Origin of the sequence: Leptospira biflexa serovar Patoc strain 'Patoc 1 (Paris)', assembly GCF_000017685.1 — a bacterium.
Lineage (GTDB): Bacteria > Spirochaetota > Leptospiria > Leptospirales > Leptospiraceae > Leptospira_A > Leptospira_A biflexa.
Window position 1 is genome coordinate 1,003,912 of record NC_010602.1, and the last position, 14,102, is coordinate 1,018,013.

The following is a 14,102-nucleotide window of genomic DNA, read 5'->3' on the forward strand; positions in this document are numbered from 1 at the left end:
TTTACACTGGATATAATACGATGGAATTTACGGCTAAAAAAAATAACAACGCAACTTGTGACCTCAGCATTCAATTTAGCGCTGAAGAAGTCCGCACCGCCTACGGAAAGGCTTACCAAAATGCAGCTGAAAAAGTAAAAATCCCTGGATTCCGACCAGGAAAAGCTCCACTCAATATGGTGGAAAAAGTCCTCGGTGACTCCGTGATGGACGATGCAGCAAACATCATGTTAAACCAAGCGATGGCTGACCTATTTGATAAATTGGAACACAAACCAATTCGATTGCCACAATTCCAAATGGAAACATTTGATAAAAATACTGGTGCCAAAGCAAAAGCCACTTACGACACAAAACCAGAAGTCACCTTACCAAAGTTAAAGAAGATCAAAATCCAACCCAAAGAAATTAAAATTTCTGATGCGGACATCCAAAAAGAATTGGAAGGCATTCAAAAAAATATGGCACGTAACTCTTTGAAAGAAGAGAGCGAACCTGTGGAAGCAGCCGACTTACTCGAAATCAATTATAAATTCAAAGAAACAGGAAAGGAATATCCAGAACAAAACCAAACGGGTAAATTCCAAATGGGAGCCCCTCAAAATCCACCAGGTTTTGAAACGAATCTCCTTGGGATGAAGTTGAATGAAACAAAAGAGTTTACCTTCACTTATCCAGACGTGTATCCTGCATCTCCTGAGTCCGCTGGAAAATCGATCATCTACACAGTGACTGTGACAGCTGTATACAAAGTCACTTATCCTGAAATCAACGACGACTTTGCATCCGAAGTGGATGGATCTGCCAACTTACAAGAGTTAAAAGATAAAACAAAAAAACAACTCGTTGAAATTTTTGGAAATGCTCTTACCAAACGAGCCACGGATGATGCTTACAACGAAATCATCAAAGAATCCAAATTCATCATCCCTGAATCACTCATCGTGGAAGAAACAGAAACGGTTTTCAAAAACTTTATGCGTGAATTTGGCCTTCCTGTGACTTCCCTTTCTGACTACGCAAAACGACTCGGTAAGGAAGAAAAGGAAGTGCGAGAGTCTTTTTCCAAAGCGGCGGAAAAACGCATCCAAACCTATATTTTGAAGCAAAAAATTGCGGATGACCACAAAATCCAGATTTCTGAGGAAGAAGTGGAGGCCGGATACGAAAAAGAGGCCACTGCCCAAGGAATTCCTGCCGAAACTCTGAAAAAAGAAGTCCAAAAACAAAAGGCGGAAACCTACTACCGTGACAAATTCCTGTTTGATAAAATTGACGAGTTTGTATACGCTGAAGTAGAGAAAAAATCGCCGAAAGCAATTTCAACGGAAGAAGCTGAGAAAATTCTTAGCGGGAAAGAAGAGTAAACTATGTCCACATTATTACCATATGTTTCAGAACAAACAAGCCGGGGCATCGATCGCATGGATGTCTATTCCAGACTTCTACGGGATCGGATTATTTTTTTGGGTGCGGGCATTGACGACACCTATGCCAACGCTGTTTGTGCACAACTTTTGTTTTTAGAAGCAGAAAACCCAGACCGTGATATCTATCTCTACATCAATAGCCCAGGTGGGTATGTGAGTTCAGGACTTGCCATTTACGATACCATGCAACTCATCAAACCAGAGGTGAGAACCCTTTGTATTGGTCAGGCATCTTCCATGGCGGCACTTTTACTTGCGGGCGGTGCCAAAGGAAAACGTTCTGCTCTTCCTAATGGTAGGATTATGATGCACCAACCTTATGGTGGAGCCGGTGGACAAGCTTCGGATATTGAAATCTCCGCAAAAGAAATCATCAAGACGAAGAACACTTTGATCGATTTATATTGTAAACATATCGGAAAACCTGCGGCGCAGATCCAAAAAGACACCGAAAGGAATTTCTTCATGAGTGCCGAGGAAGCGAAAGAATACGGTATCATTGATAACGTGATCCTAGAACGCAAACAAATGATACAAGCCTAAAGGGGGCAACTCTCCATGACCAAACGTGCAAGCCAAACAGGGAATTCCAGAGAAAAATTACATTGTTCTTTCTGCGGAAAGGCCCAAGACGAAGTCAGAAGGCTTGTGGCAGGTCCTGGTGTTTATATCTGCGATGAATGTATCTCTTTATGTAACGAAATCATCGCCGAAGAACCACAATCAGGTGAAAAAACTGCGATTGTGGGTGACATTCCAAAACCAACCGAAATCAAAAAGATCTTAGACCAGTATGTAATTGGGCAAGAACAAGCCAAAAAGGCTTTGGCTGTTGCCGTCTACAATCACTACAAACGTATTTTTCATAACGAACGTAAGGCGGGAGATGTGGAATTGGAAAAATCCAATATCATGCTCATCGGTCCCACTGGATCGGGGAAAACCTTACTCGCACAAACCCTTGCCCGTATCTTAAAAGTTCCTTTTGCCATTGTGGATGCCACAGCTCTCACTGAGGCTGGGTATGTGGGGGAAGATGTGGAAAACATCATCCTCAAACTCATCCAAAACGCGGACAATGATGTGAAACGAGCAGAGATGGGAATCATCTACATCGACGAAATTGATAAGATCTCTCGTAAATCAGACTCGGCTTCCATCACACGTGATGTGAGTGGGGAAGGGGTCCAACAAGCCCTCTTAAAAATCATTGAAGGCACTGTTGCCAATGTCCCACCGCAAGGTGGACGCAAACACCCACACCAGGAATACATCCCGGTGGAAACCAAAAACATCCTCTTCATTTGTGGAGGAGCTTTTGTAGGTCTCACTGATATCATCAAACAACGAGTTGGTGTGAAATCCATTGGATTCCATTCCAATGAAGTGGTCAACGATCGCGGAAGAAAGATCGAAGAAGGGGAATCACTTGTGCATCATGTGATCCCTGACGATTTGATGAAATTTGGCCTCATCCCAGAATTCATCGGTCGCCTTCCCATCATCGCCACACTTGATGAACTCACGATCGAAAGTTTAAAATCGATTTTTACAGAACCAAAAAATTCCCTTCTCAAACAATACCAAAAGATGTTTGATATCGAGAATGTAAAACTGAAGTTCACAGAATCTGCCATTGAAGCCATTGCCCAAACCGCCATCAAACGGGAAAGTGGAGCGAGGGGACTTCGTGCCATTGTGGAAGAAATCATGATGGAACTCATGTTCCAAATTCCTTCAAGAAAGGATGTTTTGGAAGTGGTGGTGACAGACGATACTGTTCTGAAAAAAGAAGCACCCATTACAATTTTAAAGGGTGATATCGAAAAGATCGCTTAAAAAAAAGAAATGTTACTTTGGTAATGTGGTTCGTTAAAACGAAAGCAATCCAAATTTCCTTCCTGGGAATTTACTTTTTATTGGGGGTATTTGTTTCCGGATGCCAAAGGCAAATTGTTTCGGAATCTCCAAACCAAGTGACCTTTCCTGGATCAATTACAAAGTTATCAGAGAATTCTTCACCCCAACATTTAGAGTGGATCAAAATCAAAGAGACGGTTTGGATCCACAAAAGTTTTGGTAATTTTTTAGGGAAAACCTATGAATCCAATGGCCTTGTGGTCCTTTCGAGTCGGGGAGTTGTTGTCATTGATACCCCATGGACAGAGTCACAAACGGAAGAACTGTTTGAGGGTATCAAAACCAAATTCCAAAAAGAAATTTTATTCCTGATTGTGACACATGCGCATGACGACCGTATGGCGGGAGTCACACAATTCCAAAACCGAAACATCCCTGTATATAGCACTTCTTTAACTTCAAAATTGGCAAAGGAAAAAGGACTTGGAAAAACAAATCCCATCTTGGATCTGCAAACAAGAGTTTCAGCGGGGAATGTTTCTGTAGAAATCTTTTTTCCAGGGCATGGGCACTCACCCGATAATATTGTGGTTTGGTTACCAAACACTCATATTCTTTTTGGTGGTTGCCTTGTGAAGGCTATCGATGCAACAGACTTGGGAAATGTGAAGGATGCAAATTTATTGGAATGGGAAAATGCAGTGAAACGAGTGTTATCTCGTTACCCTGACGCAGAAGTTGTGGTGCCAGGGCATGGGAACTGGGGGAAACTGGATTTACTCCGCCATACGATACGATTACTTGTTTCTACGAACCACTAAGATGGACAGTTTTTCCATGGGATTTGTGAGATTTCGTTCGCGCCCGAGGGAACTCATCTTTTTGGCAATGGCAAGTAACATCTGTCTAGAAGAACTTGGCCTTAGGTCGAGTAGGTAATCCACAAATTCTTCCATGATTTCAAAGGATGTGAGTCCAAATTGGGTGAGAGTGCGGTCACTCGCCCAAACCAAATAATCCCCAATCTCAATCCCATCGGCTATTGAAATCGGATGTTTGTGATTGGGATACCAATGGTCATCCCCACTGCCTTCAATCACTTGGATGCCGTGGTCCGAAAATTGAAAGATGGGCATGTCCATGTAATGTAAAAAAGACATTTTATCATCTTTGTTTTGGATCACAAACGCAGAGAGTTTTAATTTTAAGAAAGCAAATTGATGGAGAGCAAATTTTAATTTGGTTAATAATTCTTCTGTGGAAAAAAGTCCTTCTCCAAACGAAGAGACAATCCCATGAATGAATACCTTTTCCGAGGATTCCAAAATTCCTGGTTCCATATGACCAGCAATGATTCCAAATAATCCGTCTTTTGCTCGTACAATTCGGATATAATCAGCACCCGCATAACGCATGACAGATGGAAACACCGCAACATCAAATCCTGGTGTACTCGGAATTTTGATATCTGGGATTTGTTTGTTTACTGAGGCGGCTTGGATTGTTTTCCAATCAAATTTGTTTTCAAACTGTTCTTCTCCAAGTCCTTCTTCCCCTTGCAAAAGAGTGAACATTACCGATTTGTATATTTTGTATTCATCGGAATTTCGATTTAGGTTTCGTATGTCTTTGGGAATTTCATTTTCGCTATCTTGGATATGAAAGACAATGTGAAGGATGTATTGGTATAAAAATCCAAGAAAATAATATACGATAAAACTAATACACAATGCCAAAAGAAAAGAGCTATAAATCCCAACCAAATTAAAATTGAGAGTGTTTTCCCCTTTCGGATTTTGCCAATGTAGGAAGGTAAATTCGGCAAAGTGAAAGTGTATGAAAAAAAATAAAAAACTAATCAGGCCAATTAAGATTGGTAGTTTGACGCGGTAACTCATTTTGAATCCGTGGTCTCCAATACTTTCATCATCAGTGCAGACAAAAAGAATAAAAAGCTCAGTGGAACAAGTAACATGAGCATGGAAAATACATCAGGCCCAGGTGATAATACGGCCGATACAACTGCGATAATGAGAACTGCTTCCCTCCAGCGAGAGATGAGAAACCTTGAAGACAAAATTCCAATCCGCCCAAGTAAAATCAGAACAACTGGCAATTGGAATGATGCCCCAAACACTAAGTGCAAATTAAAAAACAAATCATAATATTCATCAATCGGTAAATATGGGTCCACTCCATCCGGACGTAAGACCACAAGAAACACTCTTAAAAAATTTTCGAAGACCGTAAACCAACAAAGAGCAAGTCCTGACCAAAAAAGTAAGGTAGAAAATAGAATGATGAATTTTCCCCATTTTTCTGTCCTCGGGTCAACTGCTGGGGCAATGAATCCCCAAAGGATATAGAGTAAAAATGGTAAGGAAACTAGAACGGACAAAATCAGGGACGTTTTCAAATAAATGAGAAACGGTGCCATGAGTTGGATTTGGAAAAAATGGGCATCGGGTCCAAGTACGGCTTTGTAAGGCATGATGAGAAAACGATGGATCTCACTGCCAAAATACAATGTCCCGATCATAAAGACAGAAACCACTAAGATCGAGTAAATGAGTCTTTGCCGGAGTTCCTCTAAATGGTCGCCCAGGGACATGTATTTTTCCCTGGTTTCCGAATCTTCCGGCAGTGGCAGTGCGGTTCTTTTTTTTTCAGCCAATGGGATGGATTAAGCTTTTTTCTTTTTTCCAGTTTTGGAATTGGACTGGGGAGTCTGTTTTGGTTCTTCTACGGGAAAACTCGTTTGGCTCGGCTCTTCGTCTTGGCCCGTGAGAGACTTTCTAAATTCTTTGATCCCAGAACCCAAGTCTTTGGCAAGGCTTGGCAATCGTTTTCCACCAAAAAAAAGTAAGGCTAAAAAAACGATGAGTGCAATCTCCCATGGTCCTAAATTAAAAAAAGCAATAGGTGCTTGAAAAGAAAACGGATTGGATGGCATATTTCCCTCTTAAGGCAAGAGTTATGCAAACGAATCTGGAAGCAAGCGGAATGATAGAATTCTTTAAGGTCTTGCCAAACCTATTTTCTGGTGGAGTTTACCTCACCGATCCGAAATCTGGCCAAATTTTATTCTCCAATGACTTTTTCAAAAACAACCTAGGTTGCAAAAAAGAAGGCAAAGATTGTTTGGAATCCGACTTACTGACTTGGGTTTCCATAGAAGACAAAGAATCTTTCCAAGATCTAATCCTTTCCCCAAATAAATTGAGTGATAGAGATCTGATCTCGGGTGATTTCAGGTTCCAAATGCCAAATGAAACACTTGTTCGGTGGTTTCAGTTTGAAAAGAGAAAAGTGAACATCCCTGGAATGGATTTTACCTTACACATCGTCTTTGTTCGGGATGTGACAAACGAAAAAACAAACGAAATCAATATTGTGGAACAAATCCAATTTTTCCTAGGCCTTTTCGAAAATGCATCGGTTGGTATGGCACTTCAAGATTGGGAAGGCGGATACTTCCGCATCAACCCAAGGTTTACGGAAATCACAGGTTATAGTTTCCAAAATTTAACCGATTTGAATATCAAACGAATCAAAGGAGAACCCATATCTGAAGAAGAGATGGAATACTTTAGTTTTTTCAAAGAAGGTGCCGAGGAATCCAGGCTCACTCGTAAAGACGGAAGGAGGATCAATGTGTATCGACGCATCAGTGCATTTCGAAACTCCCAAGGGAAACCTGATTTTTATTATGTATTTCTAGATGATGTCACTGAAAAAAAACAATTGGAATCCTATCAGTTACATTCCCAAAAAATGGAAACCATTGGAAGCCTTGCGACCAATATTGCCCATGATCTAAACAACTATTTACAACCAATCCATGTGTTTTCTCAACTCGGTAAGGAACAAATCACATCAGGTAAATTCAATCAAAACCAAGTATTGGATTATTTGGAAAAAATTAGAATGGGTGCAGATAACGCTCGTTCTATGATCCATAGAATCATCCATTATTCTAAATCTAAAAATGAACATTCTGTCTCTAAAATTGATATTTCTTCTGTTGTGGAATCTACGATCCCACTTCTTGTCGCAGGATTACCAAAATATGTAGAGGCTCAGTTTGAATTTTATAAATCTCCTCTCTTTACAAAGGTAGATGCGGTACAGTTTTCCAAAATTTTGTGTGAACTCACTTCTGGAGGAATTTTGGTATGGGATGATCGTAAACGTGGGCTTGTGCAAATCCAAACTTTGCCTTCTGACGATGTACGATTGTTAGTTTCCTTGGAATTTTCTGGTTTATCTTTGCCTAGTTTGTCTGAGTTAACGACTCTGGATTTAGTGAATTTTAGTGATGAGGACTTCCAATGGACGGGCATCCACTTGATCAATCGGTATGTAAAAAACTGGGGGGGTGAGTTTTATTTGGACAAACCAGATCCAATGACTCTCAAAATTTTCATCTACCTTCCATTAGAAGAAGCCTTACCCGTTGCCAATTTGTATCCATCAAATCGAGAACCAAAACCCGTTGATGTTTGGTCCGAAATTTCCAAAAAGAAAATTTGGATCGTGGAAGATGATGAAGCCGCAAGTGAAGCGATCAGTTTTGTATTATCACAAAAACAAATCAAACCAAAAGTATTTTCGACGTCTACACTTGCTTTAAACCAACTTAGCGAAGAAATTCCTGATTTCGTTTTGTCTGACTATCGATTGAAAGAAATGAGTGGTCTTATATTGATTCGTAAGATCAAACAATCAAATCCAAATTTACCTGCGGTTTTGTATACGGGGAATATGGATGGATTGGATGCAGAGGAACTTTCAAAAGAAGGGATATTGGTTCGTTCTAAACCAATATCCGTTGATGAATTGTATGAGTCGATTTTGTTATCGTTTGGTTTTCTTTGATTTTTTGACTTCTTCAGCGCCCGTTGTTTCTTTGATGAATTGGATCATTTCTTTTTCAATGAGTGCTTTGTCGGTTTTCACATACTTTGAAAGTAAGACGTGGGCCCCTTCTTCAATTTTTAACAAACGATTTTTAGGACTGGCATTGGAACCTGATTGGATTTTATCATAAACTGCTAACATGGCATTGACGGATGCAACGAAGTCATGTTCTCGTTCTGATTTGTAGTAATACATAAGCAGAGTTGGGGTACTGATCTTCGGATATGGATTTTCTTTGTCCATAAAACGTTTGAGATTTAGGATGTTTTGGATGGCGCCATAATACTGGTCTAGGTACCAATATTTTGCTGATTCATCCTTTGGGTCTGTTTTCGAGATTCGGATTTCTCCTTTGATGGAATCGATAAAAGATTTTCCCCAATGGAATCGGAAGATATGAGCTGTGGGATCATCAAAATCATAAAAGGGAGAAGCAAGAACCAAACTATCTACAAGGTCAGGATGTTTCGCTGCCAAATAAGTGGCAATGTTTCCACCCATACTCGTCCCTATGACAACTGTTTTGTGGCCAAGTTCTTTTGCATAAATGAGACTGTCTTCTGCATCTTGTAAATACTTTTGGAAAGGAGTATTGAGGTGGTCTTCTATATTGGTACCGTGACCAGGTAGACGGACATAGTACGTATTGGCTCCAAAGTATTCACTCAATTTGTTTGTGACTTCTTCCCCTTCACCGCGACTGGCTCCAAATCCATGGAGATACAAAATAACGATGGGAGTAGGATCTTCTGAGACCCTTACTAAATACTCTTCATTGTTTGGTTTTGTATTTTCTTTTTTGCTGATCTCTAATTCGTTTTGGTAAAAGGCTTCGAAATTTTGAAATTTACGAGTGGAATCATAATTGTATTCACCAGTAGACCAGTTGTAAGTGGATAGGAGAAAGGAAGAAAGAATGAGAGTGATTGCGGTCACCCATTTGATTATTAATCTCATCGAGGTTCTCTTGTTACGAAAGGTAAATATAACAAATTTAGGATTTCTGTTTCTAATTCAAGTCAATTTGTTCGTTTTCTGTCACAAATCGAATTCTAAAACAGAGTTGTGGACTCATCCTGTGCCTGATGTAGCAAAAACAACTGCTGTTTATGGAGAAATCCAAAATCAAACGGAATCTGAGATTTCCATTCTTTCCCTCAAAAGTAACCACTACAAAAGAGTAGAATTCCATACAATGGTAGAAGACAAGGAAGGAATCATGCGTATGCGAAAACTAGAATTTCCCGTTTCCTTAAAACCCAAAGAATCCATTCGTTTAGAAAGAAATGGCACTCATCTGATGTTATATGACAAACAAAACATGGATGGTGAATTAGAAATCAGCATTCAATATTCAAATGGAACAGTGAAGAAACAAGTTGTGGAGAAAAAATCGTTATGAAACAATATACGATAAGAACCTTAATATCAATATTTATTTTTGCACTTCTCCAATGTGGTTCCGGAATTGAGCTCACCGAACTTCCGATTGGTGGAAATATTGAAGCCATCGACAAAACAGGGACAAAGGTGAATTTACAATCATTCCCCGAACCAGTGTTACTTGTTTTTTTTGGATATACATACTGTCCTGATTTTTGCCCAAACACATTCGCCAAAATCAAAGCCGCAACAGAAGGACTTTCTTCTCTAGAGAAGAATCACTTCCGAGTGATTTTTGTTTCCATCGATCCAGAACGTGATTCTACAGAAACGGTAAACAAATATGTACAGTTTTATATTCCGAATGCATCTGGTTTTAGTTTTGATTTAGCAACGACAAACCAAATTGTTAAACAATATGCCGCCTATGTGGAAAAAACAAAAGACGGCCTATCATTCGATCACTCTACCTATGTTTATGTTTTGGACTCAAAACGGAAAACTCGAAAACTCATCAAGTCAACCGATCCAAAAGAAGTGATCACAAAAACAATACAGGCGTTAAGCGGCAATTCCGTTCAATCGAAGTAAAGCATCGATGTCTGGGTCTTTTCCATAAAAATCTCGGAAAAGATTCATCGCATTGGCTGACCCACCTTTTTCCAAAACGGTCTTTCGAAAATGTGCCGCATGTTCCAAATCAAATACACCCTTGTCCACAAAGGAATAAAATGCATTGGCAGATAATAATTCTGCCCATTTGTAAGAATAATACCCAGCGGCATACCCTCCTGCAAAGATATGGGTAAATGAGTTTTGAAATTTGTTATAAGTTGGAGGAACTACAACGGCAATTTCCTCCCTTACTTGGTTTAGGATATCTTGCACCCTTATTTCGTTTGGACTTTCTTTGTGAACCAACATATCAAACTTCGCAAATTCCAATTGTCTCACCACTCCCATGGCTGACATAAAGTTTTTTGCTTTTACCATTGTATCAATGTATGCGTTCGGAATTGGCTCTTTTGTTTGGTAGTGTTTGGCAAAAAGTTGTAATACTTTGGGTTCATAAACAAAGTTCTCCAAAAATTGGGAAGGAAATTCAACCGCATCCCATTCCACTCCATTCACTCCGCTGACAAAAGCTTCCTTCACCTTGGAGAGTAAATGGTGCAAAGCATGACCCAATTCATGGAAGAGGGTAACGACATCACTGGGTCTGAGTAAACTTGGTTGCGATTCTGTAGCTTTCGGAAAACTCGCTACTACAAAGGCAATTGGTAATTCTGTTTTTCCTGTTTCATCTTGGAAGTGGGGTTTCCAATTGTGCATCCATGCGCCACCTTTTTTATCGCTTCGAACTTCCAGGTCAAGATACAACCTGGAACGGGTTTCTCCTTCTACCACTAGGTCATAACAGAGTACAGATGGCTCCCAGACATTGGTTTGCACTTGTTTGAAATGAACACCAAGTAAATTTTCTAAAAATTGAAACGTACCCTGGAGGACAGTTTCTTTTTCTAGATATGGTCGATAGATTTCTTCATCATAGGAAAAGGATTCTTTTTTTAATTTTTCTGAATAGAAGGTAAGGTCCCAGGGTTCAATTTCGCCTTGGCCTAATTTTTTTGCAAAGGATTGGATTTCTTTGTATTCTTTTTGGGCAATGGGTTTTGCTTTTTTTGCGAGGTGGTCCAGGAATTGGATCACTTCTTCAGGCTCATTCGCAACCTTTGTTGCCAAACTCAAATGTGCATAGGTCTCAAATCCCAAAAGTTTTGCTTCTTTATCTCTTAAACTTAAAATTTCTTCAATGAGTTTTCCGTTCTCGGGTGCCCTTGTACAGTATGCATCATACATCTCTTTTCGAATCTTTCTATTTTCACCGTATGTCATATAAGCGATGTAAGATGGGAAATGAAGTGTAAACTTATAGGTACCATCTGGTTGTTTTGCAGATATTTTGTCACTCTCTGGGATTCCTTTTACATCTTCTTCATTCAAATAGAGAGCAAATGCATTGGTAGCATTGAGGACATTCTGAGAAAATTGGTTGGTTAAATCTGATAATTTGATGCGGATGTTTTTGAGTTCTTCTTTGGTGTTTGAATCGAGCCCAACGCCAGACAATCGAAAGTCTCTGATTTCATTTTCCAATACTTTGATTTGTTCTGAGTTTACAGTTTTGTCTGTGGATTGGATGTGAAGTAGTGCAGAGAAAATTTCTTCGTTTTGGCCAAGGTCAGTGTAATACTCGCTGAGTTTCGGTAACAATCGACTATAGATGGTTTGGCTTTCTTCACTGTTTTTCACTGAGTTGAGATGAGAGATTTCCGTTACTAAATCTCCAAGTTCGGTTTGAACCCTTTGGTAAGGTTTTAAAAAAGTTTGGAAGGAACCGTTTGGTTGTTTGAGTAAGGATTGGATGAACTCTTTGTTGGACTCCATTTTCTTTAAAATGGTCGATTCTTTTTCTAATAGATTGTTTGAATGAAATTCGGGAAACATCGCTACCTCGTATGAATTAGACTCGATTTCGAATCCTTCTAAGCCAAAATGGAGTTTAAGGAAATGTAAGCCAGTGGAAAAAAGGAAAATTGTATTCTTTGATGGGGTTTGCCATCTCTGCATGGGGTCAGTTCAGTTTTTATTGAAACAGAACCAAACAGAATCTTTATATTTTTCTGCCATAGGTTCAAAGTCCTTTTTGGACCTAATCCCAACGAATGTGAGGGAGAGTTTACCGGATAGTATCATCTATTGGAACGAAGGAGAGGTATTGGTCGAATCAGATGCCATCCTTGGGATCACAAAAGAATTGGGGCTCCCTTGGAGATTCGGTTTGGTTTTTTGGATTGTGCCAAAGGGAGTTCGAAACCAAATTTATCGCTGGATTGCCAAACACCGTTACCAGTGGTTTGGCAAAGCCGAGAGTTGTATGGTGCCCACACCAGATCTAAAACGTAGATTCCTTGATTAATTCTTTCGACTGACAAGAATTAAATGCAAGGTTTTATTTCTGTCATAAGCATAGATAGAAATTGGTTCGCCAATTGCACTTAGTTTGATTCCCATTGCTTCCAACATCAATTTGTCCGATTCTGTCATGAGAATTTTACCTTTGTGACTGATGATATCATTCATTCCAATTTCTTTGATTGGTTTGTGGTAGTAAAAAGCAAAACTAGGAATTCCAAGACCACCAAACGAAAACAAGGTTTCATTTGGGGAGACTGATTGATTCATGATCTCCGCTAGTTTTTTGGAATCATTTCTCAATTCGCTAAATTTTGGTAAAATGAAAAAACTGATCACAAACATCATCACAATCGCTGATGTAAGATACAGTCTATATAAGTAAATTTGATTGTGTTTTTTGGATAATTGTTCGGCAAGTAAAATAGAAAGAATGGGGTAAGCTGACAAAGGATACGAAGGTAATTTACTCGATATTAATTCATAAAATATCCAAGAAAATACAAGTCCAATCATCAAATAGGATCGAGGCGAAAGTGGCAAAAGGATCCCATTCCGAAAAGAGGAGAAAATAGAATCTTTGATTTCCTTTGCATTTAAATGAGAGACAAACCTCCAAAACATTTCCTTTAGAAAAGAAAGATACACTCGAGTCCAAGGGAAAAACGTCACAAGGAATAACACGAAGTAGGTGCCAGGTGGGCCTGATTGCCCAAACACTGGATTTGTGGCTCGTCGCAAGATGTACCAATCAATCATCCAACGAATGAGTTCCCCTTCATCTTTTTGCCATGAACAATAACCCCATGTCATCAGTGGTAATAAAGCCAATGGTAATCCAAACCACGGATGTAGTTTCCAAATCGTAGGTCGAATTTTAGAAAAAAATAACAAAAGAAAACAAGTTCCACCAAGAAAAATCAAGATCGGGGGCCCTTTGATGAGGACTCCCATACTCACTGAACACCAGAATACGAGTGCATAAATCCATTTTTCGGAACGTATAAAATGATGCAGGGAAGTAAATCCTAACATCCCGAAGAAAACGAGTAAAGAATCAACCAGGGCAATTTTTCCATTTAACGGAAAATAGAGAGAAAAACTCAATATACTAAAAGCATATAAAGCTGTTCTGCTATTGAACATAACAAACGATAGATGGTATGTGAGAAGAGAAGTACCTAAGATACAAAGGGCAGGAAAAATTCTTAAAACAAATTCATTTACGCCAAAACATTGGAAAAAAAATGAAGTGATCCAAAAATGTAAGGGAGGTTTCCTGTGAGGTGTGGAGTAAGGGAATTCCATCTGTAAATAATCCCCTGTCTCTGCCATCGTCCTTGCAAATCCAGCATAAGCAGCCTCATCTTGGTCCACGAGTGGGCTTGCATTCCCCCAAAATAAGTATAGGACAAGGGTTGTGAAAAGGAGAAAAAACGTTCTTTTGGGCGTGAAAAATGGCACATTCCTAGAAGGAAAACCCTCTCTCCCTTGTCAAAACCTATTTGAAACCAAGATCTTTGTATCCATTTT

14 protein-coding genes are annotated in these 14,102 nt (G+C 39.5%); 8 read left to right on the top strand and 6 right to left on the bottom strand.

Annotated features, from left to right (window positions below; translation table 11 throughout):
• Positions 1-20 precede the first annotated feature (20 nt).
• The 4 genes from tig to bla are packed head-to-tail and all read left to right on the top strand — an operon-like array spanning position 21 to position 4,111.
• A complete protein-coding gene (gene tig / locus LEPBI_RS04755) occupies positions 21-1,367 on the top strand; it encodes a trigger factor (protein WP_012387974.1) in 1,347 nt (448 codons plus the stop codon).
• Positions 1,368-1,370: 3 nt separating this feature from the next.
• A complete protein-coding gene (locus tag LEPBI_RS04760) occupies positions 1,371-1,973 on the top strand; it encodes an ATP-dependent Clp protease proteolytic subunit (RefSeq protein WP_012387975.1) in 603 nt (200 codons plus the stop codon).
• 15 nt (positions 1,974-1,988) lie between these two features.
• Positions 1,989-3,269: an ATP-dependent Clp protease ATP-binding subunit ClpX gene (gene clpX, locus LEPBI_RS04765; RefSeq protein ID WP_012387976.1), complete on the top strand. Its 1,281-nt coding sequence runs from the start codon at positions 1,989-1,991 to the stop codon at positions 3,267-3,269.
• 23 nt (positions 3,270-3,292) lie between these two features.
• The gene (gene bla / locus LEPBI_RS04770) at positions 3,293-4,111 is read left to right on the top strand and encodes a subclass B1 metallo-beta-lactamase (protein WP_226992881.1); all 819 of its coding nucleotides are present in this window, start codon (positions 3,293-3,295) and stop codon (positions 4,109-4,111) included.
• Here the strand turns inward: bla and rktP are convergent.
• From rktP to LEPBI_RS04785, 3 genes are all read right to left on the bottom strand, one after another.
• On the bottom strand, positions 4,088-5,188 hold the full coding sequence (rktP, locus tag LEPBI_RS04775; protein WP_012387978.1) for an Arg-Lys translocation region protein phosphatase RktP: 1,101 nt from the start codon (positions 5,186-5,188) through the stop codon (positions 4,088-4,090). The two genes, bla and rktP, sit on opposite strands and share 24 nt — an antisense overlap.
• Positions 5,185-5,901: a twin-arginine translocase subunit TatC gene (gene tatC / locus LEPBI_RS04780; RefSeq protein ID WP_081431675.1), complete on the bottom strand. Its 717-nt coding sequence runs from the start codon at positions 5,899-5,901 to the stop codon at positions 5,185-5,187. The genes rktP and tatC overlap by 4 nt, the downstream gene beginning before the upstream one ends.
• 72 nt (positions 5,902-5,973) lie before the next feature.
• A complete protein-coding gene (locus LEPBI_RS04785; protein ID WP_012387980.1) occupies positions 5,974-6,243 on the bottom strand; it encodes a Sec-independent protein translocase subunit TatA/TatB in 270 nt (89 codons plus the stop codon).
• Between the two features lie 23 nt (positions 6,244-6,266).
• Here LEPBI_RS04785 and LEPBI_RS04790 point away from each other — a divergent pair, with 23 nt between their 5' ends.
• The gene (locus LEPBI_RS04790) at positions 6,267-8,168 is read left to right on the top strand and encodes a hybrid sensor histidine kinase/response regulator (protein WP_012387981.1); all 1,902 of its coding nucleotides are present in this window, start codon (positions 6,267-6,269) and stop codon (positions 8,166-8,168) included.
• Here the strand turns inward: LEPBI_RS04790 and LEPBI_RS04795 are convergent.
• Positions 8,148-9,167: an alpha/beta hydrolase gene (locus LEPBI_RS04795; RefSeq protein ID WP_012387982.1), complete on the bottom strand. Its 1,020-nt coding sequence runs from the start codon at positions 9,165-9,167 to the stop codon at positions 8,148-8,150. The genes LEPBI_RS04790 and LEPBI_RS04795 overlap by 21 nt on opposite strands.
• A gap of 106 nt (positions 9,168-9,273) precedes the next feature.
• Between LEPBI_RS04795 and LEPBI_RS04800 the strand changes: the two genes are divergently transcribed.
• Positions 9,274-9,612 carry a copper chaperone PCu(A)C gene (locus tag LEPBI_RS04800; protein WP_226992883.1) on the top strand — a complete coding sequence of 113 codons (339 nt, stop codon included), beginning with the start codon at positions 9,274-9,276 and terminating at the stop codon, positions 9,610-9,612.
• A complete protein-coding gene (locus LEPBI_RS04805) occupies positions 9,609-10,184 on the top strand; it encodes an SCO family protein (protein ID WP_012387984.1) in 576 nt (191 codons plus the stop codon). The genes LEPBI_RS04800 and LEPBI_RS04805 overlap by 4 nt, the downstream gene beginning before the upstream one ends.
• On the opposite strand, the gene LEPBI_RS04810 is transcribed toward LEPBI_RS04805, so the two are convergent.
• Entirely contained in the window at positions 10,155-12,101 is a 1,947-nt protein-coding gene (locus tag LEPBI_RS04810) for a M3 family metallopeptidase (protein ID WP_012387985.1), read from the bottom strand. The two genes, LEPBI_RS04805 and LEPBI_RS04810, sit on opposite strands and share 30 nt — an antisense overlap.
• 73 nt (positions 12,102-12,174) lie before the next feature.
• Here LEPBI_RS04810 and LEPBI_RS04815 point away from each other — a divergent pair, with 73 nt between their 5' ends.
• The gene (locus LEPBI_RS04815; RefSeq protein ID WP_012387986.1) at positions 12,175-12,573 is read left to right on the top strand and encodes a thiol-disulfide oxidoreductase DCC family protein; all 399 of its coding nucleotides are present in this window, start codon (positions 12,175-12,177) and stop codon (positions 12,571-12,573) included.
• On the opposite strand, the gene LEPBI_RS04820 is transcribed toward LEPBI_RS04815, so the two are convergent.
• On the bottom strand, positions 12,570-14,033 hold the full coding sequence (locus tag LEPBI_RS04820; protein WP_012387987.1) for an ArnT family glycosyltransferase: 1,464 nt from the start codon (positions 14,031-14,033) through the stop codon (positions 12,570-12,572). The genes LEPBI_RS04815 and LEPBI_RS04820 overlap by 4 nt on opposite strands.
• Positions 14,034-14,102: the final 69 nt, after the last annotated feature.